23 protein-coding genes are annotated in these 21482 nt (G+C 61.5%); 16 read left to right on the forward strand and 7 right to left on the reverse strand.

The window, feature by feature from the left end:
• Positions 1 to 198: 198 nt before the first annotated feature.
• Together VFB05_RS22880 and VFB05_RS22885 are read left to right on the forward strand one after the other, a co-directional pair.
• On the forward strand, positions 199 to 633 hold the full coding sequence (locus tag VFB05_RS22880) for a DUF5330 domain-containing protein (RefSeq protein WP_325016478.1): 435 nt from the start codon (positions 199 to 201) through the stop codon (positions 631 to 633).
• A 93-nt stretch (positions 634 to 726) separates the two neighbouring features.
• Positions 727 to 1155, forward strand: coding sequence for a SufE family protein (locus tag VFB05_RS22885; RefSeq protein WP_325016480.1), 429 nt, complete (start codon positions 727 to 729; stop codon positions 1153 to 1155).
• 4 nt (positions 1156 to 1159) lie between these two features.
• Here the strand turns inward: VFB05_RS22885 and VFB05_RS22890 are convergent, their stop codons facing one another.
• A complete protein-coding gene (locus VFB05_RS22890) occupies positions 1160 to 1573 on the reverse strand; it encodes a MucR family transcriptional regulator (RefSeq protein WP_325016482.1) in 414 nt (137 codons plus the stop codon).
• A 146-nt stretch (positions 1574 to 1719) separates the two neighbouring features.
• Positions 1720 to 2577 carry a DUF308 domain-containing protein gene (locus VFB05_RS22895; protein ID WP_325016484.1) on the reverse strand — a complete coding sequence of 286 codons (858 nt, stop codon included), beginning with the start codon at positions 2575 to 2577 and terminating at the stop codon, positions 1720 to 1722.
• Positions 2578 to 2872: 295 nt separating this feature from the next.
• Here VFB05_RS22895 and VFB05_RS22900 point away from each other — a divergent pair, with 295 nt between their 5' ends.
• The 3 genes from VFB05_RS22900 (at position 2873) to VFB05_RS22910 (ending at position 6007) form a co-directional block, all read left to right on the forward strand.
• A complete protein-coding gene (locus VFB05_RS22900; protein WP_325016486.1) occupies positions 2873 to 4522 on the forward strand; it encodes a glycosyltransferase family 39 protein in 1650 nt (549 codons plus the stop codon).
• Between the two features lie 114 nt (positions 4523 to 4636).
• On the forward strand, positions 4637 to 5416 hold the full coding sequence (locus VFB05_RS22905) for a class II aldolase/adducin family protein (RefSeq protein ID WP_325016488.1): 780 nt from the start codon (positions 4637 to 4639) through the stop codon (positions 5414 to 5416).
• Positions 5417 to 5587: 171 nt separating this feature from the next.
• A complete protein-coding gene (locus tag VFB05_RS22910; RefSeq protein ID WP_325016490.1) occupies positions 5588 to 6007 on the forward strand; it encodes a hypothetical protein in 420 nt (139 codons plus the stop codon).
• 3 nt (positions 6008 to 6010) lie between these two features.
• Here VFB05_RS22910 and VFB05_RS22915 read toward each other — a convergent pair whose 3' ends face one another.
• From VFB05_RS22915 to VFB05_RS22925, 3 genes are all read right to left on the reverse strand, one after another.
• Positions 6011 to 7411 carry a M20/M25/M40 family metallo-hydrolase gene (locus VFB05_RS22915; protein WP_325016491.1) on the reverse strand — a complete coding sequence of 467 codons (1401 nt, stop codon included), beginning with the start codon at positions 7409 to 7411 and terminating at the stop codon, positions 6011 to 6013.
• 36 nt (positions 7412 to 7447) lie between these two features.
• Positions 7448 to 8728, reverse strand: coding sequence for a glycosyltransferase family 87 protein (locus tag VFB05_RS22920; protein WP_325016493.1), 1281 nt, complete (start codon positions 8726 to 8728; stop codon positions 7448 to 7450).
• Between the two features lie 61 nt (positions 8729 to 8789).
• Positions 8790 to 10343: a helicase HerA-like domain-containing protein gene (locus VFB05_RS22925; protein ID WP_325016495.1), complete on the reverse strand. Its 1554-nt coding sequence runs from the start codon at positions 10341 to 10343 to the stop codon at positions 8790 to 8792.
• A 349-nt stretch (positions 10344 to 10692) separates the two neighbouring features.
• Between VFB05_RS22925 and VFB05_RS22930 the strand changes: the two genes are divergently transcribed.
• The 9 genes from VFB05_RS22930 to VFB05_RS22970 all read left to right on the forward strand — a co-directional run bounded on the left by VFB05_RS22930 (position 10693) and on the right by VFB05_RS22970 (position 18718).
• Entirely contained in the window at positions 10693 to 11058 is a 366-nt protein-coding gene (locus VFB05_RS22930; RefSeq protein ID WP_325016497.1) for a DUF2267 domain-containing protein, read from the forward strand.
• Between the two features lie 23 nt (positions 11059 to 11081).
• Positions 11082 to 11489 carry a DUF4332 domain-containing protein gene (locus VFB05_RS22935; RefSeq protein WP_325016499.1) on the forward strand — a complete coding sequence of 136 codons (408 nt, stop codon included), beginning with the start codon at positions 11082 to 11084 and terminating at the stop codon, positions 11487 to 11489.
• Positions 11490 to 11573: 84 nt separating this feature from the next.
• The gene (folP, locus tag VFB05_RS22940; protein ID WP_325016501.1) at positions 11574 to 12443 is read left to right on the forward strand and encodes a dihydropteroate synthase; all 870 of its coding nucleotides are present in this window, start codon (positions 11574 to 11576) and stop codon (positions 12441 to 12443) included.
• A complete protein-coding gene (gene folB, locus VFB05_RS22945) occupies positions 12440 to 12808 on the forward strand; it encodes a dihydroneopterin aldolase (RefSeq protein WP_325016503.1) in 369 nt (122 codons plus the stop codon). Before folP ends, folB begins: the two co-directional genes overlap by 4 nt.
• Complete coding sequence (gene folK, locus VFB05_RS22950; protein WP_325016505.1) at positions 12808 to 13299, forward strand: 2-amino-4-hydroxy-6-hydroxymethyldihydropteridine diphosphokinase; 492 nt, start codon at positions 12808 to 12810, stop codon at positions 13297 to 13299. Before folB ends, folK begins: the two co-directional genes overlap by 1 nt.
• A gap of 69 nt (positions 13300 to 13368) precedes the next feature.
• The gene (locus VFB05_RS22955) at positions 13369 to 15240 is read left to right on the forward strand and encodes a methylmalonyl-CoA mutase family protein (RefSeq protein WP_325016507.1); all 1872 of its coding nucleotides are present in this window, start codon (positions 13369 to 13371) and stop codon (positions 15238 to 15240) included.
• The gene (locus VFB05_RS22960) at positions 15237 to 15701 is read left to right on the forward strand and encodes a GFA family protein (protein WP_325016509.1); all 465 of its coding nucleotides are present in this window, start codon (positions 15237 to 15239) and stop codon (positions 15699 to 15701) included. The genes VFB05_RS22955 and VFB05_RS22960 overlap by 4 nt, the downstream gene beginning before the upstream one ends.
• A gap of 35 nt (positions 15702 to 15736) precedes the next feature.
• Positions 15737 to 17890 carry a methylmalonyl-CoA mutase gene (scpA, locus tag VFB05_RS22965; RefSeq protein ID WP_325016511.1) on the forward strand — a complete coding sequence of 718 codons (2154 nt, stop codon included), beginning with the start codon at positions 15737 to 15739 and terminating at the stop codon, positions 17888 to 17890.
• Between the two features lie 99 nt (positions 17891 to 17989).
• Positions 17990 to 18718, forward strand: a complete 729-nt coding sequence (locus VFB05_RS22970) for an RsiV family protein (protein ID WP_325016641.1) — start codon at positions 17990 to 17992, stop codon at positions 18716 to 18718.
• Between the two features lie 13 nt (positions 18719 to 18731).
• Here the strand turns inward: VFB05_RS22970 and VFB05_RS22975 are convergent, their stop codons facing one another.
• Both VFB05_RS22975 and VFB05_RS22980 read right to left on the reverse strand, forming a co-directional pair.
• Positions 18732 to 19073, reverse strand: a complete 342-nt coding sequence (locus tag VFB05_RS22975; protein ID WP_325016513.1) for a cupin domain-containing protein — start codon at positions 19071 to 19073, stop codon at positions 18732 to 18734.
• 75 nt (positions 19074 to 19148) lie between these two features.
• Positions 19149 to 19634, reverse strand: a complete 486-nt coding sequence (locus tag VFB05_RS22980) for an SRPBCC family protein (protein WP_325016516.1) — start codon at positions 19632 to 19634, stop codon at positions 19149 to 19151.
• Between the two features lie 160 nt (positions 19635 to 19794).
• Between VFB05_RS22980 and meaB the strand changes: the two genes are divergently transcribed.
• Together meaB and VFB05_RS22990 are read left to right on the forward strand one after the other, a co-directional pair.
• Positions 19795 to 20787: a methylmalonyl Co-A mutase-associated GTPase MeaB gene (gene meaB, locus VFB05_RS22985; protein WP_325016518.1), complete on the forward strand. Its 993-nt coding sequence runs from the start codon at positions 19795 to 19797 to the stop codon at positions 20785 to 20787.
• Positions 20784 to 21452 carry a pyroglutamyl-peptidase I gene (locus VFB05_RS22990; protein ID WP_325016520.1) on the forward strand — a complete coding sequence of 223 codons (669 nt, stop codon included), beginning with the start codon at positions 20784 to 20786 and terminating at the stop codon, positions 21450 to 21452. Before meaB ends, VFB05_RS22990 begins: the two co-directional genes overlap by 4 nt.
• Positions 21453 to 21482: the final 30 nt, after the last annotated feature.

Raw genomic sequence — 21482 nt, forward strand, 5'->3', positions numbered from 1 at the left:
TTTTCGGTATGGTTTCGAAAGTGTGGATGGCCTGCCCACGCCTGGAATCGGCATCAATCAAAAATTTACGCCGAATCAAACCAAACGCATTTTTCGCGAATTTTTCGCGATTTAACTTCAAAGCAAACACTTGCGATTTATCGACGACTGTTAGGGATCGAAAAAACGGCGGAACAAGAAAGGCAGCCGGAGTAGCAAATGTTTTTTCTGCTTCGCTTGGCGTTTTGGATCGGGCTCGTGCTCGTTCTGTTGCCGCGAGACAAAACTCCGGAGAACGACAAGGCGCCCCAAATCAATGCGTCCGAAGCGGTCTCGGCTGCAACGGCTGCGCTCTCCGACATGGGACAGTTCTGCAAACGTCAGCCGACGGCATGTGAGGTTGGCGGCCAGGCCGCAACCGTGATCGGCCAGCGCGCCCAGGGCGGCGCGCGCAAGCTGTATCAGATCATCACCGACAAACCCGAAAAATCCGACAAGTCTGACAAATCCGACAAGTCTGAAAAAACCGACAAGCGCGCGCCGGACCACACCGGGTCGATCAGCGGCATGGAGGCTCCCGACGTCGCCCATGACACGCTGACGCAGGACGATATGCAGATCGACTGGCAAGGCGCTCCGCCGCCGTCGCCGTAATCGCCTCGAAAAACGGCAATAATTCCGGTCCGGAACGATATCGCTTTCAGCCGCCTTGCCCTTTATATAGGTGGCTGAAGGTTGAGCACGATCATGACGATTGACGAAATCCGAGAAAATTTCGAACTGCTGGAAGATTGGGACGACCGCTACCGGTATGTCATCGAGCTCGGCCGGACGCTCGAGCCGATGCCGGAAGCAGAACATTCGGCCGCCAACAAGGTGCAGGGTTGCGTTAGCCAGGTCTGGCTGTCGAAGAAGCTTGGACGCAATGATGCGGGCGAGGCTCTGCTGAAATATATTGGCGACAGCGACGCTCATATCGTGCGCGGATTGGTTGCGATCCTGTTGATGCTTTACTCCGGTCAGACGCCGCAAAAAATTCTCGCCACCGACGCTATCGCCATATTCGACGAGTTCGGATTCCGCGAGCATCTCACGCCGCAACGTTCCAACGGCCTGCGCGCGATGGTCGAACGCATCCGTACCGATGCGCGTGAAACATTAGCCACGGCTTCGTAAGTTACTACTTCCGCCGGCGGCGTTGCTGCCCAAGCCCCATCTTCTTGGCGAGTTGCGAGCGGGCGACCGCATAATTGGGCGCGACCATCGGATAGTCCGCCGGCAAACCCCATTTTTCCCGATATTGTTCCGGCGTCATGTTGTATTGGGAGCGCAGGTGCCGCTTTAACGACTTGAAGCGTTTGCCGTCTTCAAGACACACGAGATAGTCCGGCTTCATGGACTTCTTGACGGAGACCGCTGGCTTTGCGGGTTCCGACGGGGCTTCGGGTCTGCCCGTTGAAACGCGCACCAACGCCGCATGAATCTGGTTGATCAGGCCCGGAATTTCCGATGCCGGCGTCGGATTGTTGCTGAGATAGGCCGAGACGATGTTCGCGGTCAGATCGATGAAATTCTTGCCGGTGGTGTCGGTCATGGCCAAGACCTTCTCAAGAGTTTCATCCTGCAAGCCGTAACCCTGTTGATTCACGACGCGTCAGCGCTTTTTGGATATGAGCGGATTAGTTGTGCAGAGTACTTGTGCAGAGTATTTGGGCAGAGACAAGAACGGCAATCCAATTTTCACGGCCGCTGGTCGAGGTGCGCGCGCAGTTCGTCAATCGAGGCAAAGCGCATCATGCCTTCCGGCATCTGTGCCTCGATCGAGCCATCGGAATACAATGAATAAGCCATCCCATCGACGACGCCCGATTTGAGGACGGTAACCTGCGGTTGATTTTCGGCGGCCGGAGGCTGGCGGGTCGCGCCGGGTTCGCCGAACGTCGGCGGCGTGCGCGGTGGCCGGCGTTGCGGCTGACCTTCTGCAGGCCGCGCCCGCGCCGATTTCGGCCAGGCGTCGTCGAAGCTTGCGGGCGGAACTTCATTCGCCTCCACGGCGGGCGCGTCGGCCGCCCCCGGGCGGGGCTCGGCGACAGGTGCATCGCCGGCACGCGCTTCGGCCCGTTCGCGCTCGCGGCGCGATGTCGATGAAAACATCAAATTGCGCCGTGGCTTCGGCTGCCCCTCAGGCGGTGATGGCGCGTCCTGGCGGGACCGATCGCGGACCGCCGCCTCGTCGACCCAGGGAGCTGACGCTGCCAGTGGCGGAGGCTGACCTGCTTGTTGCTCGGCGCCCGTCGGATCGGCATGCGAGGCAGCAATATCGCTCTCGGCGGCGGCCGGACGCGGTAACGCGACGGGCTGTGATCCGCTGCGCTTCACGTCGAGCGCCGGGCTCGACCCAAGCTGGCTGGCGATGCCTTTCAGTTCCCTGACGGCAATCCACAAGCTCAGAATGATCAATCCGGAGCAAGCCGCCACTGAGCCGGCAAGTATCAACGTGTTGCCAAGACCGAACTCGTTGATGGGGATCCCGAAACCGATCGCAAGGAGGCCTGCCAGCAGGCAGCCAATCCCGGCGACCAACATTCCAATCGTCATCAAATTTACCCCTGGGCCGCGCTCCGCCACCCGCGCAAGCCCCCCTACAGTCCCCCGATGCCACGATACCGTCATATTGCGTGCCTCGCCAACCGGCAATTAACTAGGTAATTCCGAGACCTGCCGGTCATTGGAACCATGGTTAAGGGCCAAATCCGCCGTTTCGTTGCGCCGCAGTAGGGGAATTACGCCACAATTGCCAATTACTTGGCAGTGGAACTGCGCTATATGGATGCCGGGGATGAGGCCCACTAGGCGCTAGCTGGGCCAAGAGGACACCGGGTTACCAATAGCGATGACATCAATCACGACCTCCGCTCTCGAAACGCCTCTCCGGCGCTCGATGGAGCGAACTTGCGACGACGCCGCAAAGCTGGTGTTGGTTGCGGTCGGAGTGGTCGCCGCTTTCACTTTTCGCGACTACGGCCTCGGCTGGGACGACTACACCCACGCCGAATATGCCGATCTGTTGCTGAAGATGTACGGCTCCGGATTCAGGGACACGGGCGCATTATCGTTCGTCAATCTTTACATGTACGGCGGCGGCTTCGACATGGCCGCGGCGTTGCTGCACAAGGTGATCCCGCTCGAACTGTTTGAGACGCGGCGGCTTGTCGGCGCCATCGTCGGCGTCATTGGTCTCGCCATGACCTGGCGGCTGGGCCGTCGCGTCGGCGGTCCACTCGCCGGACTAGCAGCGCTGCTGCTTCTGGCGCTGTGTCCGACGTTCTACGGCCATATGTTCATGAACCCGAAGGATGCGCCGTTTGCTGTAGCTATGGTGATCCTGATGCTCGGTCTGGTGCGTCTTGCCGAAGAATATCCGCATCCCTCGCCACGCACCGTCCTCATCGTCGGCCTCGGCACCGGCCTTTCGGTCGGCTCACGCATCCTCGGCTGCATGGCGTTGCTTTACGCGTTGATCGGCTTCATCCCGATGCTGATCGAGGAAATCCGCACCCACGGGGCACGGGAAACGGCACGACGGTTTGTTCGGATGTCGTATGCGCTGCTGCCCGGCCTGATCCTCGGCTACCTCGTGATGGGATTGATCTGGCCGTGGTCGATCATCGAGCCCGATCATCCCTTCCTGGCCGCGACCTATTTCTCGCAATTCTTCGAAAAGCCATGGAAGGAGATGTTCGACGGCGCGATCTTTTCGGTTCCCGACATGCCGTGGTCGTACCTCCCGACGCTGTTCGCATTGCAGCTTCCGGAAGTCTTGCTGGCACTGACGATCGCAGGTGTCGGCGGGACAGTTCTGGCCCTAACCCGGAGCGACGTGCCCGCGCGCCGCAAGACCATTCTGCTGATGTTGGCGCTGGCGGCGTTGTTGCCGATCGCAATCGCCATCCTCAAGCGTCCGGCGCTCTATAACGGCATCCGCCATTTCATCTTCGTCATTCCGCCGATGACGGTGCTCGCAGGTGTCGCCTTCGCGCGCGGCATGGAATGGCTGCGCAAAAATCATCGCAGCTGGCAACCCGCTGCGCTGGCTATTTTCGCGTTCGGCCTGATGCTGCCGCTGGGCGAAATGATCCGCCTGCATCCCTATCAGTACACCCATTTCAACCACATCGCCGGCACTGTGCGCGGCGCCGACGACCGCTACATGCTCGATTACTGGGGACTTGCGTTCAAACAGGCCTCCGACGGCCTGCGCGAGCAGCTCGAGGAAAAGCATGAAACTCCAGCGCAAGGGCACAAATGGAAAGTCGCGGTGTGCGGTCCGCATCGTGGCGCCCAGGTCGCTTTAGGGCCCGACTTCACCATCACGGGAGACAGTCATGGCGCCGACTTCGCGATGACGCTTGGCGAATTCTACTGCAAGGGCCTGACTGCACCGGTGCTGGTCGAAATCAAACGCGACGACGTCGTGTTTGCCCGCGTCTACGACATCCGCGGGCGCAGTATTTCGAGCCTGTTGTCGACGCCGCCGCCGTAATGCGCAAGGACTCGCCGCCAAAAGACATAACTGTCGTTTCCGTCGCGCGCCTTGTCGCAGGCCGAACGCAGGACTAGGTATTCGAACAATTCGGTCATCACAGGAGAAGGCGCGATGTCGCCAGCGGAAGCCCAGTTGAAGGAAATGCCGTCAGGAATGACGGATGCAGAGTGGGAGCAGCGCGTCAATCTCGCCGCCTGCTACCGCCTGATCGCCTATTATGGCTGGGACGATCTGGTCGATACCCACATCTCCGCGCGCGTCCCCGGTGGGGAACATCATTTTCTCATCAATCCCTATGGACTGATGTTCGACGAGATCACCGCATCGAGCCTGGTCAAGGTCGATCTTGACGGCAACCTGCTGACCGAAAGCCAGTACAACATCAACCCGGCCGGATTCACGATCCACTCGGCGATCCACGAGGTCCGCGAGGATGCCGGCTGCGTGATCCATCTGCACACGCCCGACGGCACCGCTGTCGCCACCTCCGCAGAGGGCTTGCTGCCGCTCAATCAAACCGCCCAGCTTGTCACCTTCGATCTCGCCTATCACGACTATGAAGGCATCGCGCTCGATCATGACGAGCGCCCGCGCCTGCAACGCGACCTCGGCAGCAAGAACCACATGCTGTTGCGTAACCATGGGACGCTGACCGTCGGCCGCTCGGTGGCGTCAGCCTTCGAGCGCATGTTCCATCTCGAACGGGCCTGCACCATGCAGGTCCGCACCCGAATGCTGGGACCGACCGCCTACCCGGTCGATCCTGATGTGATCGACAAGAACACCCAACTGCTCGACAATCCCGAACGGGCGGAACTGCGCTCGACCACACTGGTGTGGCCGCCGCTACTCCGCAAACTCGATCGGTTGGATCCGAGCTACAGGAATTGAAAAATCAGCCGATCGGATGTAGAGTGTTTCCATATACCTCTGCACGTTGAATTAAACGCCGCCCAATCCCGGGCGGCGTTTTTACGTGGGCGGTACGCTTCCCATATTGCACTGCGTCTTGCAGGCCCTATTTCGTTGCGATCAGATGCCGCCGTGCCTTTGGGGGACATCATGAAAAAGATCATCCGTGTCGTAGCCATCGTCGTTGCACTCGCAGCGGTCTTGCCAGGAGCAACGGCCCAGCAGGCCGATCCACCCAAGTCAACCCTGACCGCGAAACTGAAGCAGACATATCTGGAACGCCGGGCAAAGCTCTTGGGCCAGGTGAAGGACATCTACTTTGCCGTCGGCTGCAAGATTCTGCCTGATAATGCCGGCGCCCGAATTGCCCGCAGGGATCGCGATCTTGCCGCCATCAGAGACCAGGCGGTCCTTGATTTGAAGGAAGATCAGGAGCTCGTCGAGGCCGCGAAGCAGGAGGGCATGGAGCGCGCCGCCAAGCCCGGGGCGTGCGATTACTATCGGCGCCATCCGGAGGCCGCCGAGGCGATGCGTCGGGAAGCAGGCGAAACGGATCAGCCGAAGCAGTAGGCCCTACCCCGCCAATGCTGCGAGAATTCTCGCCCAGGAGCGAATGCCCTTGTGGAAGCTTCGCAGGTCGTATTTCTCGTTCGGCGAGTGAATATTGTCGTCGTCGAGCGCAAAGCCCACCAGCAGCGAGTCAAGGCCGAGCGTGCGCTTGAAGTCGGCAACGATCGGGATTGAGGCGCCCGATCCCATCAAGACGGCGTCCTTGCCCCACTCCTCGGCCAGCGCGCGCCGGGCCGCCGCGAGCGGCTTCATGTTCCAGTCAAGCGCAACGGCAGGTGCGTTGGAATGGTCGGTGAATTCCGCGCGGCAATCGCCGGGCAAGCGCGCCGTGACGTAATCGCGAAACGCATTGCGGATCTTGTTGGGATCCTGTCCCTCCACAAGGCGGAACGAGACCTTGGCGGAAGCCTCCGCCGGAATCACGGTCTTCGAGCCCTCGCCGATATAGCCGCCGACGATGCCGTTGACGTCGCAGGTCGGGCGCGAAGAGACTTGCTCGATCAACAGACGTCCCTTCTCGCCGGCCGGGATCGACAGCCCGATGGGTTTGAGAAATTTTTCCGCCGTCAGGTCGAGTTTCTTCCACTGCTCCAGAACGTCCGCCGGCACATCCTTGACGCCGTCATAGAAGCCAGGGATCGTGATGCGGCCGTCGTCGTCGAAAATGCCGCCGAGAATGCGGGTCAGCACCCGGATCGGGTTTTGCGCGCCGCCGCCAAAAATGCCGGAGTGCAGATCGCGGTTCGCGGCCTTGATCTTCACCTCCTCATAGACGAGGCCGCGCAGCGACGTCGTGATCGCCGGCGTGTTTGGATCCCACATGCCGGTATCGCAAACGAGCGCATAGTCTGCCTTGAGGTCCGCCTTGTTCTTTTCGAGGAACGGCACGAAGTTTTTCGAGCCGACCTCCTCCTCGCCTTCGATCACGATCGTCAGATCGATCGGCAACGATCCCGTCACCGACTTCCAGGCGCGGCATGCCTCGACGAAGGTCATCAGCTGTCCCTTGTCGTCTTCCGCGCCGCGTCCAACGATGATTTTCCGTCCGTCCGCGTGATCGGCGACGACCGGTTCGAATGGCGGGCGATGCCAGAGATTCGACGGATCGACGGGCTGCACGTCGTAGTGGCCATAGAACAGCGCGTGCGGCCGCCCGTTGGTTGATATGCCGCTGGATCTGGCGACGACGGCCGGATGTCCGTCGGTCGGCCGCACCTCGGCGCTCAATCCCAGCGTCGCGATGTCTTTCGCGAGATGATCGGCGGCCGCTTTGCAATCGGCGGCAAAGGCCGGATCGGCGGAAATCGACTTGATGCGTAGAAGTGTAAACAGCCGCGTCAGACTGTTTTCGAAATCGGCATCGATGCGATCAAGGACTTTTTGAAGCTGGGCGGCGTCGGACATTTCCGATCTTCCTTCGTGAGCAGGACTGTTCTGACTTTACTCTATGGTAGATGTGGACAAGGAGCCAGCCACGGAACCCGGCTTATCTTCGATTGTATGCAGCAGATACCAGGCAAGCGCTGCCGCGATCAGGGCAGTGGCGAGGAAGTTGTTTCCGAACGCCTGAACTTCGTGCGGAAAAACCGGAAGCGAGAGGCAGACCAGCACGGCAGACATCGCCAATACGATCCATGTTGCCCTGCGCGCGACATCACGCGGATCGTAGGCCGCCCGGTGGAGCAGGACCGTGAGCGGGAAGAACAGCCAGATGAAGTAATATTGTCGCGCGAGCGGCGATGCGACGGTCATCAGGCAGAACAGGATGCCGAGTTCCTCGGCGTCCGAACGCGGCGTCCTGCGCGAGGCCCGCGGCATCACCGCAATGAAGCCGAGGCCAATGAGAGCCGAGATCCCCAACACGACCCAATTCGCTGTCTTGAAGTCGAGGTTGAGCAAATTCATGTAAGCCGGCGCGTTGTTCGGGTTGTCCTGGTTGTAGTCCACGGGGCGCGTCAGGCGATGCGTCAACGAGATCAGGGACTGGTTCATCCACGACCAGTTCTGATCCTCGCGCTGGCCGAACCCTGCTTCCGAACTCGATCCGACCATTCCCTGATACCAGGTCTTCAGCTCGGACATGTTGTGCTCGAAGCCGCGGATCGGGGCCGGAATGGCGATCAGAAAAACGGCGAGAAACACGATCGTGCTTGCGACCGACGCCCATTGCCGCCGCCACACCAGATAAGGAAGCACGGCCACCGGAAAAACCTTGATCGCCGTCGCAAGCGCAAACAGGATTCCGGAACTCCAGGGACGGTCATGTTGTACCAGCCAGAACCCCCACAGCATGATGGCGAGCAGGACCAGATTGGGCTGGCCGAGATCGAACATGTCGAAGGTGAATGAGATCATGGCGATCGACGGCAACGCCGCCAGCCAGGGGGATACGGTCTTGCCGTCGCCGGTCATCGCATTCGAAAGCTGTGCCGTCATCCACCATGCAATGACGTTCAGCAACGACAGAAGGAGATAGAGCGGGATTTTGCCGAAGAATGCGGGGATGGCGAGCAGGATTGCCGCCGGCGGCGGATACAGAAAAGCAAACGTCGTGTGCGGGTCGTGCGGATAGAGATCGCCCCCGTGCAGGACCTGCTGGCCGGCCCAGAACCACAGCGGGTAATCCTTGGTCTTTCCGTGGCCGAATATCTCGGGACCGAGGACGTCGGCGGTCAGCACGACGCAGCAGACCAGGAAAAGGATATCGAGCGGCGCTCGCAACGACGGAAGTCTCAAAACGCCTCACTTTCTGAAGTTGAAAAGGATCAGGCCGTGTTGGCTGTTACCGGCGCAGCAATCCGCCGAGCGCGCCGCGCACGATGGAGCGGCCGATCGAACCGCCGATCGAGCCGCCGACGGATTTGCCGAGATCGGCGACCGCGCCGCCAACGACCTTGTTGGTCACCGACCGCGTGACGTTGCGCGCAATCAATTGGCCGGTCGACAATCTGCCGCGCGGCGTGTTGGTGCCGAAGATCGCGCCCACGATGCCGCCGACCTGTCCAAGAAGTCCGCCACCTCCGCCGCCCGCGCCCCCCACCCGCTTCTGCAAAACCTCATAAGCGGATTCGGAATCGATCGCGGTATCGTATTTGCCTTTCACCGGACTGTTGTCGATGATGGATTTGCGCTCCTCCGGCGTAATCGGTCCGATGCGCGCGGTCGGAGGTCGCACCATGACGCGCTCCACCACGGCCGGAATACCGTTACCTTCCAGAAAGGACACCAGGGCCTCGCCTTTGCCGAGCTGAGTGATCACTTGCGCGGTATCGAGCTTCGGATTGGGACGGAAGGTTTCGGCTGCAGCCGCCACGGCTTTTTGGTCGCGCGGCGTGAAGGCACGGAGCGCATGCTGCACGCGGTTGCCCAATTGAGCGAGCACCTTGTCGGGAACATCGATCGGGTTTTGTGTCACAAAATAAACGCCGACGCCCTTGGAACGGATCAGCCGCACCACCTGCTCGATCTTTTCCATCAGCGCCTTTGGCGCGTCATTGAACAACAGGTGAGCTTCATCAAAGAAAAAGACGAGCTTCGGCTTGGGAGGATCGCCGACCTCGGGGAGTTGCTCGAACAGTTCCGATAGCATCCACAACAGGAAGGTCGCGTATAATCGCGGGCTTTGCATGAGCTTGTCGGCAACCAGGATGTTGACCATGCCACGGCCGTCACGGTCGGTGCGCATGAAGTCTTTCAGATCGAGCGCCGGCTCGCCGAAAAACTTGTCACCGCCCTGGTTTTCCAGCACCAGAAGCTGACGCTGAATGGTTCCAACAGTCTGCTTCGAGACATTTCCATACTGGGTCGTCAGCTCGCCGGCATGCTCGGCGATGAAAGACAGGATCGCCCGCAGATCCTTCATGTCGAGGAGTAATAGTCCCTGCTCGTCCGCAACGCGGAAAGCGATGTTTAGCACGCCCTCCTGAACGTCGTTGAGATCCATCATGCGCGACAGCAAAAGCGGGCCCATCTCCGAGACAGTGGCGCGCACCGGATGTCCCTGCTCGCCAAACACATCCCAGAACACGGTGGAGAACTGATCCACCTGGAACGAAAGCCCCATATCGGCGGCCCGCTTGACGATAAAGTCCGCAGGCACACCGACTTCCGAGATGCCGGACAGGTCTCCCTTGATATCGGCCGCGAACACGGGAACGCCGGCGCGCGCAAATCCTTCGGCCATCACCTGCAACGAGACGGTCTTGCCGGTCCCGGTCGCGCCTGTCACGAGCCCGTGCCGGTTCGCGAGCGGAAGCGTCAGCCAGGCGGGCTGCTCGCCCTTGCCGATAAAAATCTTCTCGGCCGTGTCGGCGGTCTGATTTTCTGACGTTGCCATCACTTTCGCCTCTTCTGCACCTTAAGGCGCAGTCCAAGCCCACACTTATCAAGCCTACACTTATATTGCATGTTGCGAGCCGATTGAAACCTTCGACGAAGGAACGAAGGATGGAAACGCATTCCATTCGGCGCGCTTTCGGTCCGATTTGCTGCTGCGCTCCATCCTATTTTCAACAAAACTTCTCGGCAAAAGTGCAAAATGGACACCTGCCCTTGCATTGGTGCAACACCTGCGGATCGATTCACACGCGCACGCGCGCTGGTCGCTTGTAATTCCTCTCGCGGGAGCTCAAGATAAATCGCAAGCAGGGGGCCCGGCGAAACAAGCCGGCCGAGGACGGGGCGCAATGGACGAGCTGACGGCGTGGCTGGCCTCCAAGGCCGGTATCGAAGACACCGTGGCCGAAAAAACCATCGGCATTATTCTGGGTTACCTTCGCAACGAAGGTCCTTCCGATAAGGTCCAGGCCTTGATCGACAGGATTCCAGGAGCAGAAGCTGCAATCACTGCTTCCGAGAACAATGGCGGCCTCGCAAAACTGATGGGCGGCGGCCTGATGGCTGTCGGCACCCGGCTGATGGCGCTGGGACTTGGCGTCAGCGACATTCAAAATATCGCGCGAGAACTTTTCCGGTTTGGCCGAGACAAAATCGGGGAGGATCAGATGGGCGCGATCATCGCGGGGACCCCCGGCCTCAGCCAATTTGCCTGAAGCACATTTCCAGCCGAAAAATCATGACATATCCAATCTCCGAGATTCATGGCCTTTCGTCCTTCGCAGCCGCCAAACTGAAATCGCTGGGCATCCGCACCACCGACCGCCTGCTAGAGGCGGCCAGCACGGTGAAGGGACGCAAGATGCTTGCGTCGAAGACCGGCATCAGCGAACAGCAATTGCTCGAATGGGCCAATTTCTCGGACTACATGCGGATTCCCGGCATGGGCAAGGCCAAGGTCGGATTGGTCCGCGCCGCCGGCGTGCCGACGGTGCGCGAACTGGCGCTGCGAAACCCGTCGCGCCTGGCGCAGAACATGAAAGAAGTGAATATCAGGCGCAAACTGGTTCGTGTCATGCCTTCCGAAAAGTCGGTCGAGCAGCTGATTGCGAAGGCGCGCAAGCTTCAACCCAAGATCACATACTGACTCCTTGTCCTGGGCGTGATCGGCAGGCCGCCGGAGCCTACGCGATCCCTTGACTCCCCCGCCTCGACCGCGCAAAGCCACCGCATGAGCGCGACTTCGCCCGGGACCGTCCCCCCGGCCGCCGCGGTGGATCGTCGGACAGAGCGCCGGACCTGGCCGGAACGGCTGTCCCGACCGTACCCGCTGGTGATGGGGGTCTTGAACATCACGCCCGACTCCTTCTCGGACGGCGGACGCTTCCTCGCGCCGGAGAACGCGCTGGCTCAGGCTCGGCGCATGGTGACAGAGGGCGCCGACATGATCGACATCGGCGCTGAATCGACCCGGCCCTATGGCGCGCAGCCGATCTCCGCCGACGAGGAGATACGCCGCCTGCACCCGATCCTAGCCGACGTCGTCGCGCTCGGAACTCCCGTCTCGATCGACAGCATGAAACCGGTTGTCGTCGCCTGGGCGCTCGATAGCGGAGCTGCCATCGCCAATGATGTCTGGGGCCTGCAGGGCGATACGGACATGGCCCGGTTGATCGCCGAGCGGCATTGCCCGGTCGTGATCATGCACAACCGCGACCGCGCCGATCCGACCATCGACATCATGGGGGATATCGCCGAGTTCTTTTCGCGCTCGCTTGAGATCGCCGCGCAAGCCGGCATTGCGCCGGAAAACATCGCGCTCGATCCCGGCATTGGCTTTGGCAAGACGCAGGAACAAAGCATCACGGTGCTGGCCCGCCTGAGCCAATTCGACACCTTTGGGCTGCCGCTGTTGGTCGGAGCGTCACGCAAGCGCTTTATTGCGACGCTCTCGCCATCCGAGCCCGACCAACGCCTCGGCGGTTCGATTGCCGCGCATCTGATCGCGGCGAAAGCCGGCGTGAAAATCATCCGGGCCCATGACGTCTCGGAGACTGTGCAGGCCTTGCGCGTAGCTAAAGCGATTTGGGACAGGGAATGAGCGACACGATCTTCATCACCGGCCTCGTCATCCACGCCCGCCACGGCGTCATGGATCATGAAACCGAAGTCGGACAGCGTTTCGTTATCGACCTCGAACTCTCCGCCGATCTTTCGGAGTCCTCGCGCACGGACCGACTGGCTGACACTGTCTCCTATTCCAACGTGGTCGCAACTGCGACCGCAGCCTTCAAGGATACCAATTACAAATTGCTGGAACGCGCGGCAGGCGCTGTCGCCGATGCGGTGCTGGCGGCGTTTCCGAAGGTGAGCGCCGTGAAGGTTACCGTCCACAAGCCGCATGCGCCGATCGCGGCGATCTTCGAAGACGTCGGCGTGGTTCTGATCCGCAATCGGAAGGTTTGATGGCGCATGCCCTGATCGCACTCGGCGGCAATGTCGGCGACGTCCGCGCCACGTTCCGGAAGGCGATCGCCAATATCTGCGGCATGACGCAGGCAGCGCTGTTGGCGCGCTCGTCCGACTATACCACCCCGCCCTGGGGCGACGTTGCGCAAGCGCCTTTCATCAATGCCTGCATCGAAATCGATACGCCTCTCGACCCGCATGCACTGCTATTCGTCCTGCAAAAGGTCGAGACGAAATTCGGCCGCGATCGCGGCAGGGAACGGCGTTGGGGGCCGCGTACGCTCGACCTCGATTTGATCGCTTATGACGACGTGTCGATGCAAAAGCCGGAACTGACCCTGCCCCACCCTCGTTTGTTCGAACGGGCCTTTGTGCTGGTGCCGCTCGCCGAGATATCGCCGGAACGCGTGATCGGCGGCCGCAGCGTTGCTTCGGCGCTGGCCGGGCTGTCCACCGAAGGAATCGAACGCCTTCCGGACCTCCTTTGAGCTCAAAACACCGTTTGGCTTGACGGCGCGGGCGTGGCAATTTCGGTGCCCAATGACGGCTGCGAAAAAATGACATCCCCTGACGAATTCTCCCTGGCCGCGGACTTTACGCCCGCCACTTACGACGATTGGCGCAAGCTGGTCGACGGTGTCCTGAAGGGCGCGCCGTTCGAAAAGCTGGAGAGCAAGACCTATGATGGGCTCACGATCGAACCGATCTATCGGCGCGCCCATAATGTGGCGCCGATCGCGGGCCGGCCTGCGGCTATGCCGTGGCAGATCATGCAGCGGATCGATCATCCGGATGCTGCGGCCGCCAATGCGCAAGCCGTCCACGATCTCGAAAACGGCGCAAACGGGATCGAGATCGAATTTGCCGGCGGGCCTGGCGCCCGCGGCTTCGGTGTTATCGACGAGGCACCGGAAACACTGAAACGGCTGTTTGACGGCGTCTTCTTCGATGCCGGGATTTCGATCGCGATCCATCCGGTGATCGGACGCGGCAATGCCGGCGAGGTGCTCGCCACGCTGATCGAGGGGCGCCGTGTCGATCCCGCCAAGGTCGATCTCCGCTTCAACTATCAGGCGCTCAGCACGATGGCGGTGCGCGGCGGCGCTCCAGCTCCATGGGCCGAGATGACAAAGCCGTTTGCAGGCGTCGTCGGCGGGCTGATGAAGCGTGGTTTTCGCGGCCCGTTCGTGCTGGCCGATGGACGCGCGGTCCACGATGCCGGCGGGTCGGAAGTCCAGGAATTGGCGCTCGCGCTGTCGCTCGCTGTCGCGTATTTGCGCATGCTGGAAGACGGCGGCATCGACCTTGATGCCGCGCGATCCGCGATCTCGTTCCGCCTTACCGCGGATGCCGACCAGTTCCTGACGATGGCGAAATTCCGCGCGCTACGTCTGCTCTGGGCCAGAGTCGAGACAGCCTGCAGGCTCGCGCCCAAACCGATCTTTCTTGCCGCCGAAACCGCATGGCGGATGCTGACCCAGCGCGACCCTTACGTGAACATGCTGCGCGCGACGATGGCGACATTTGCGGCGGGCCTTGCCGGCGCGAACGCGATCACGGTGCTGCCGCATACGCTGGCGCTGGGATTGCCGGATGCATTTGCGCGCCGTGTCGCGCGCAACACGCAGCTTGTCCTGCTTGACGAATCCAACCTTGCAAAGGTTTCCGATCCCGCGGCCGGCTCCGGCGGCATCGAGAGCCTGACGCAGGCGTTATGCGAGGCGTCGTGGCCGCTGTTCCAGGACATCGAAAAGGCCGGCGGCGTGTTCGCCGCGCTCGAACAAAACCTGATTCAGAGCAAGGTCGCCGCCACGCGCAAAGCGCGCGAGGCCAATATCAACAGGCGCAAAGAGGTCCTGACCGGGGCCAGCGCCTTTCCTGATCTCAAGGAGGCCCAGGTCGCAGTCCTCGCCGTGAAGCCAGCCGCGCCTTCATCTTCGGCCGAAGCCAAAATCAAATTCGAACCGTTATCGCCGCTGCGGCTCGCCGCCCCCTTCGAGCATTTGCGCGACCGCTCTGATGAAACCTTCAAAGCCAAGGGAGCAAGGCCAAAAGTCTTCCTCGCCAATCTCGGGACGGCGGCCGATTTCACCGCCCGCGCGACCTTTGCCAGAAGCTTCTTCGAGACCGGCGGCATCGAAGCGATCGGATCGGAAGGTTTTGAGCGTCCCGCGGCCATTGCGGCCGCGTATCGGGCCTCCGGCGTTTCACTCGTCTGCATCTGCTCGTCCGACCTGGTTTATTCCGAACACGCCGAAGCTGCCGCCCGGGCCCTTCATACCGCCGGGGCAAAACATATCTATTTGGCAGGAAAAGGCGGCGCGCAGGAAATGGCCCTTCGCGCGGCCGGCGTGAGCGAGTTCATCTTTGCCGGTTGCGATGCGCTCGCTGCCCTGCAAAAGGCCTACCGGCTGCTGGAGAGTGCATGAGCGATGTGACAAAACCTGTTCTCACCGGTGGCTGCCAATGCGGCGCGATCCGCTTTGCGCTGTCGGCGCCCCCGACCAAGATCAGCATCTGCCATTGCCGGATGTGCCAGAAGGCCGCCGGGGCCCCGTTCGCCTCCTTTGCCGAGATCGAAAAGAGCGATTTCGCCTGGACACATGGCAAGCCAGCCGCGTTCCGCTCGTCCTCGATCGCCGAGCGGGATTTCTGCCAGGCTTGCGGCACGCCTCTCAGCTTCCGCCGCATTGATGGCCCGCGCATCGAGATCTTGACCGGCACGTTCGACCGCCCGGACCGGCTGGTCCCGACCCGGCAATACGGAACAGAGTCCCGGCTCGGCTGGGTGGTCGGAATTTCCAACCTGCCGAGCCAGACCACGTTGCAAAGTTACGGCCAGGAGAAGCTGGGCAGCATCGTCAGCCACCAACACCCGGACCATGATTAACGGCAGCAGGGCCAGTTTGTGTTAGAGTGGCAAGCATGAGCCGCATTCCGAACTTTGCCGATATCGCATTCGAAAGAGCAGCCGCAGCCGCGTCTCCTGCCAACGCCGAACCTTGGCTCACGCCTGAAGGCATCCCGGTCAAGCCTTCCTATGGCGAAGGCGATCTCGCCGGCATCGATTTCCTCGAGACTTGGCCAGGCATCGCGCCATATCTGCGAGGCCCCTACCCGACCATGTATGTCAACCAGCCGTGGACGGTCCGGCAATATGCCGGTTTCTCGACGGCTGAAGATTCCAACGCCTTCTATCGCCGCAACCTTGCCGCCGGACAAAAGGGCCTGTCGGTCGCGTTCGATCTTGCGACCCATCGCGGCTATGACAGCGATCACCCGCGCGTCGCCGGCGATGTCGGCATGGCGGGTGTCGCGATCGACTCGATCTACGATATGCGCACGCTGTTCGCCGGCATCCCGCTCGACCAGATGAGCGTGTCGATGACCATGAACGGGGCGGTGCTGCCGATCCTTGCGCTGTTCGTCGTCGCCGCCGAGGAACAGGGCGTTCCACCGGAAAAATTGTCGGGCACCATTCAGAACGACATTCTGAAAGAGTTCATGGTGCGCAACACCTATATCTATCCGCCCCGGCCCTCGATGCGGATCATCTCCGATATCTTCGCCTACACCTCGCAGCGGATGCCGAAGTTCAACTCGATCTCGATCTCCGGCTATCACATGCAGGAGGCCGGCGCGACGCAGGACCTCGAGCTTGCCTATACGCTTGCCGATGGCGTCGAATATCTGCGCGCCGGACTCAAGGCGGGGCTCGACGTCGACCGCTTTGCGCCACGGCTGTCATTCTTCTGGGCGATCGGCATGAACTTCTTCATGGAAGTCGCCAAGATGCGCGCCGCGCGGCTATTGTGGGCAAAGCTCCTCAAGCCGTTCAGCCCGAAGGACCCGCGCTCGCTCTCGCTGCGCACGCACTGCCAGACCTCGGGTTGGTCGCTGACCGCGCAGGACGTGTTCAACAACGTGATGCGCACCACGATCGAGGCGATGGCCGCCACCCAAGGTCACACGCAATCGCTGCACACCAACGCGCTCGACGAGGCGCTGGCGCTGCCGACCGATTTTTCCGCACGGATCGCGCGCAATACGCAGCTCTTCCTGCAACAGGAAAGCGGCACCAACCGGATCATCGATCCCTGGGGCGGATCCTACTATGTCGAACGGTTGACCCGCGACCTCGCGACCCGAGCGTGGGGCCATATTGAGGAAGTCGAAGCACTCGGCGGCATGGCAAAGGCGATCGAGGCTGGGCTTCCGAAGCTGCGGATCGAGGAAGCCTCCGCCAAGACGCAGGCGCGGATCGATGCCGGCAAGCAGGCCGTGATCGGCGTCAACAAGTACAAGCCATCGGACGAAGCGTCGATCGATATTCTCAAAGTCGACAATTCCAACGTCCGGCGGCTGCAGATCGACAAGCTGAAGCGGCTGCGCGGCGAGCGAGATCAGAAGGCCGTCGATGTGGCCTTGGCAACGTTGACGCGCGCGGCCGGCGAAGGCGGCAACTTGCTGGCGCTCGCGATCGATGCCGCGCGCGCAAAGGCGACCGTCGGCGAGATTTCAGATGCGATGGAGAAAGTATTTGGTCGGCACCGCGCCGAGATCAAATCCATCACCGGCGTCTACAAACGGGAGGCCTCCGTCATGTCCAACCGCGTCGAGAAGGTGCAGGCGCTGATCGACGCCTTTGAGGAAGCCGAAGGCCGACGGCCGCGTATTCTCGTTGCCAAGATCGGCCAGGATGGCCATGACCGCGGCCAGAAGGTAATCGCCTCGGCTTTCGCGGATGTCGGCTTCGACGTCGATATCGGACCGTTATTTGCAACCGCCGAGGAGGCCGCCCGACAGGCGGTCGAGAACGACGTGCATATTCTGGGTGTGTCGTCGCTGGCGGCGGCGCATCTCACCGCCGTGCCGGAACTCAAGGCCGCGCTGAAGAAAGAAGGCCGCGACGACATCATGATCATCGTCGGCGGCGTCGTGCCGCCGCAGGATTACGACGCGCTTTACAAAGCCGGAGCGGAAGCGATCTTCCCGCCGGGCACCGTGATCGCCGATGCCGCCGAAGAACTGATCAACAAATTGAACGCGCGATTGGGCCACAGCGCAGCGGCGGAGTAGCACGCGCAAAACGTCCCACTCGAAGGATTTCCCTTGCACCCGATAGAAGTCAATTTCGCCCGCAGGATTGGCCTTGTGGGCGTCATCGTCTGCGCCGCCATGACCGCAGCAAATGGCGCCGAGCCGAAACCGGACGCGGCGCTGAAGAACAAGATTCTGGACGCTAGTGTTTTCCTCGACGAGAAGATCAAGAAGGATGCGGCCTTGGCGTCGGATTGTCTCTCCGATGGCAAGAAGTGGATCGCCAAGGTCGCGGCTGACGCTGCCAAATCGCTGAAGGAAGATCCCCAGTTCTTCAAGGAGGGTCGCTGGACCTACGAACGCCGGTACGACGTCCGCTCCGTCGTCGGCGACCGCTATGTCTCGATCGTCCGCTCCGACTACGTGGACGCCCACGCTCCGAACACCGATGTCGACACCGTTCTGTGGGACCGTAGTCAGAACAAGCGCATCTCCATTCGCCCGTTCTTCACGGAGACGGCCGATAATGGCCCGGCAATGGATGCCATGCTCAAGGCGGTCGTCGCGGCTTTGAAGGTCGAAAAGAAAAAGCGCGACGCCGACGATGCGGCCGGCGTCGAATTCCTCCAGAACCTCAAACCAAAGCTGCTCGGTATCGGTGCGGTGAGCCTTGCGCCCTCGACTGAGGCCGGCAAGAGTTCGGGCCTCACCTTCCACTATCCGCCTTACGCCGTCGGCGCTTATGCCGAGGGCGAGTATGTCGCCTTCGTGCCATGGGAGGCGCTCAAGGCTTTCCTGACGCCGGAAGGGGCGAGGATTTTCGGCGGCGCGCGCCCCAAAAGCGACGAGGATGCGACGCAGCCGTAGGCGTCACGGGCCGCTATTTTCCTTCGAATGTCCCCATCGCCCCGAGCCGCACGGTGAGCAACTCGACGTCGGTGGTTGCGACATGCGGTCCCTGGCGGATCTGAGCCGGCGTCGTCCAGAAGGTCCCGGCTTCGCAGCGCCTTCCGCCGGTCTCAATCGTGCCTGACAGCACCAGCACAAATTCATCGGCCGGATGAGTATGGACCGGGATGATCGTGCCGGCGGCAAGACGGGCGCGATGAATCGATCCCTCAGGCACTGGCTGCGCGAGCGGCAAAAGTTCAACACCCGGCAGAAAGTCGATCTTCAACCAGGTCCCGTCACCCGGATCGGCAAAAGTCTGATGGCTGGTCATGAGATAGCTCCCCAACTTCATCCCAAGGAGCAGCTTAGATAGTGCCGTTGAGCCAGAAGCCAAATTCAATGATGATCAACTTCCCCGGCGCTCCTCGGCGCGCCGCGCCAGGGCCCGAACAAGGGAATTGGTCCGGTCGGGAATCCATGACTGAAAGAGCGTCAGCCAGGAATCGGCGTCCTTCGGCTGCGGATTGAGACGAACGCTCCACTCGATGAAGGTTCGGTTACCCTCGATGACGCCCAACAGGTGCATCGTGCCCCGATATCCCGTCGGGGCAACCGGCTCCGGACGAAGACCCGACGGAAACGGAAGCGGTTCGAGGCTCTGATAGGTCAGGATACGCCGCTCGTCGGAATGTTCCGCCAGGCTCTGCCGAACCCAGTTGCCGAGATAGCAAAAGCGCCTGACTGCGCCAACCTCGTCGCCTCCCTTGCCGTCCTCGATAACGCTCTCGGTCACGCCGTCGATATAGGCTGGGTAGTTGTTGAAGTCGCGGATCAGCGACCACACGGTTTCTACGGGATGGTCGATGACGGCGCTGTAGTAGGCTGTAGTCATGTGGGGCCTTCGATTGGACTGGTCCGTTCGCCGGGAACGTCGGCCCCGATTTTGATACTATATCCCCTTTCGACCCACCCGATTCCTGAGCACCGGAAAGGGCGTGGATGCCGTTCTCCCGCCCCTCGTATGTCCCGCCCGGTCGTTGTAAACCCAAGTCATGAACTCGCGTAAGAACGCCGCCCCTGACATCAAAACCTTGGCCAAGGACCTGCGCACCGGCCATCGCGCAGCGCTGGCGCGCGCGATCACGCTAATCGAAAGCCGGCGCGGCGATCATCAGGCAGCCGCGCGCGAGCTCGTGCAGGCTCTGCTCCACGACACCGGCAAGGCCGTTCGCGTCGGTATCACCGGCTCACCGGGCGTCGGCAAGTCGACCACGATCGACGCGCTCGGCATGTTCCTGATCGGGCGCGGCCACAAGGTCGCGGTGCTTGCGGTCGATCCCTCGTCGGCGCGCACCGGCGGTTCGATCCTCGGCGACAAGACGCGGATGGCGCGGCTTGCGGCTTCCGATTCTGCCTATATCCGTCCCTCACCTGCTTCCGGCACGCTCGGCGGGGTGGCCGCGAAGACGCGCGAGGCGATGCTGCTCTGCGAGGCGGCGGGCTTCGACGTCGTGCTGGTGGAAACGGTCGGCATCGGCCAGTCCGAGACCGCCGTCTGCGACATGACCGACTTCTTCCTCGCGCTGATGCTGCCCGGCGCCGGCGATGAATTGCAAGGCATCAAGAAAGGCCTCGTCGAACTCGCCGACATGATCGCGATCAACAAGGCCGATGGCGACAACGTCAAACGCGCCAATCTCGCGGCGGGCGAATATCGCAGCGCCCTGCATATCCTCAGCCCCCGCTCGAAGAATTGGGATCCACCTGTCGTCACCTACTCGGCGCTGACCGGTGCCGGCATCGACACGCTGTGGCAAAAAATTCTCGATCACCGCACGGCGATGAATGCATCAGGCGAATTCGCAAGCCGCAGGCAGGAACAACAGGTCAAATGGATGTGGTCGATGCTGGAGCAACTGACGATGGCGCGGCTGCGCTCGGACGCGTCGATGCGCGCCAAGGTGAAGCGGATCGAAGCCGAAGTCGCCGGGGGGCGCGTTTCACCGGCGCTTGCCGCCGAACAGATCGCGGAGATGCTGCGGTGAGCGGTCATCTGCGATTGCTCGTGACCGGCTTTGGCCCGTTCCCCGGCGCGCCGTTCAACCCCACGGAGCCATTGGTTTCGCGCTTGTTGCGGCTACGCCGCCCTGCCCTGAGCGATGTCGAACTGACCGGGCATATTTTCCCGGTGACCTACAAGGATGTCGACCGCGAGCTGCCGGAGCTGCTCGCTTCGCATCGTCCGCATGCTCTGTTGATGTTCGGGCTCGCCTCGCGCACGGCTTATGTGCGGATCGAGACGCGCGCCCGCAACGCCGTCACGATGTTGTGGCCCGACGCGGGTCGGTCAAAGCCACGCATGGGGTCGATCGCCGGCCACGACGATGCCATGGCGTTCGGCCCGCATACGGAAAAGCTTTTGCGAGCTGCACTCGCAACAGGCATCGACGCCCGTCTCTCCCGCAATGCCGGCAGTTATCTCTGCAATTATCTGAGTTGGCGCGCGATCGAAGCGGCCCGCCGCGAAGGCGGTCCGGCATTGGCTTCCTTCGTCCATATTCCCGTGATTGCGCGCGACGGCTCGGCTCGCGAGGGCATGTCGGACATTACACTCGAGCAACTGGTCGATGCCGGCGAAGCCGTCTTGATGGAGATGGTAAAGCTGGCCCGGCAAGCGATCGTGCAGCGCGCCGACGCCACGCAGCATTAACCCTACCCCCACAATCAGCCGCAGAAGCCG

This window comes from Bradyrhizobium sp. (genome assembly GCF_035652035.1).
Lineage (GTDB): Bacteria > Pseudomonadota > Alphaproteobacteria > Rhizobiales > Xanthobacteraceae > Bradyrhizobium.

Coding starts and splice junctions, on each gene's coding strand:
- VFB05_RS22880 (WP_325016478.1), top strand. CDS start 199: ATGTTTTTTCTGCTTCGCTTGGCGTTTTGGATCGGGCTCGTGCTCGTT.
- VFB05_RS22885 (WP_325016480.1), top strand. CDS start 727: ATGACGATTGACGAAATCCGAGAAAATTTCGAACTGCTGGAAGATTGG.
- VFB05_RS22890 (WP_325016482.1), bottom strand. CDS start 1,573: ATGACCGACACCACCGGCAAGAATTTCATCGATCTGACCGCGAACATC.
- VFB05_RS22895 (WP_325016484.1), bottom strand. CDS start 2,577: ATGACGATTGGAATGTTGGTCGCCGGGATTGGCTGCCTGCTGGCAGGC.
- VFB05_RS22900 (WP_325016486.1), top strand. CDS start 2,873: ATGACATCAATCACGACCTCCGCTCTCGAAACGCCTCTCCGGCGCTCG.
- VFB05_RS22905 (WP_325016488.1), top strand. CDS start 4,637: ATGTCGCCAGCGGAAGCCCAGTTGAAGGAAATGCCGTCAGGAATGACG.
- VFB05_RS22910 (WP_325016490.1), top strand. CDS start 5,588: ATGAAAAAGATCATCCGTGTCGTAGCCATCGTCGTTGCACTCGCAGCG.
- VFB05_RS22915 (WP_325016491.1), bottom strand. CDS start 7,411: ATGTCCGACGCCGCCCAGCTTCAAAAAGTCCTTGATCGCATCGATGCC.
- VFB05_RS22925 (WP_325016495.1), bottom strand. CDS start 10,343: ATGGCAACGTCAGAAAATCAGACCGCCGACACGGCCGAGAAGATTTTT.
- VFB05_RS22930 (WP_325016497.1), top strand. CDS start 10,693: ATGGACGAGCTGACGGCGTGGCTGGCCTCCAAGGCCGGTATCGAAGAC.
- VFB05_RS22935 (WP_325016499.1), top strand. CDS start 11,082: ATGACATATCCAATCTCCGAGATTCATGGCCTTTCGTCCTTCGCAGCC.
- folP (WP_325016501.1), top strand. CDS start 11,574: ATGAGCGCGACTTCGCCCGGGACCGTCCCCCCGGCCGCCGCGGTGGAT.
- folB (WP_325016503.1), top strand. CDS start 12,440: ATGAGCGACACGATCTTCATCACCGGCCTCGTCATCCACGCCCGCCAC.
- folK (WP_325016505.1), top strand. CDS start 12,808: ATGGCGCATGCCCTGATCGCACTCGGCGGCAATGTCGGCGACGTCCGC.
- VFB05_RS22955 (WP_325016507.1), top strand. CDS start 13,369: ATGACATCCCCTGACGAATTCTCCCTGGCCGCGGACTTTACGCCCGCC.
- VFB05_RS22960 (WP_325016509.1), top strand. CDS start 15,237: ATGAGCGATGTGACAAAACCTGTTCTCACCGGTGGCTGCCAATGCGGC.
- scpA (WP_325016511.1), top strand. CDS start 15,737: ATGAGCCGCATTCCGAACTTTGCCGATATCGCATTCGAAAGAGCAGCC.
- VFB05_RS22970 (WP_325016641.1), top strand. CDS start 17,990: ATGACCGCAGCAAATGGCGCCGAGCCGAAACCGGACGCGGCGCTGAAG.
- VFB05_RS22975 (WP_325016513.1), bottom strand. CDS start 19,073: ATGACCAGCCATCAGACTTTTGCCGATCCGGGTGACGGGACCTGGTTG.
- VFB05_RS22980 (WP_325016516.1), bottom strand. CDS start 19,634: ATGACTACAGCCTACTACAGCGCCGTCATCGACCATCCCGTAGAAACC.
- meaB (WP_325016518.1), top strand. CDS start 19,795: ATGAACTCGCGTAAGAACGCCGCCCCTGACATCAAAACCTTGGCCAAG.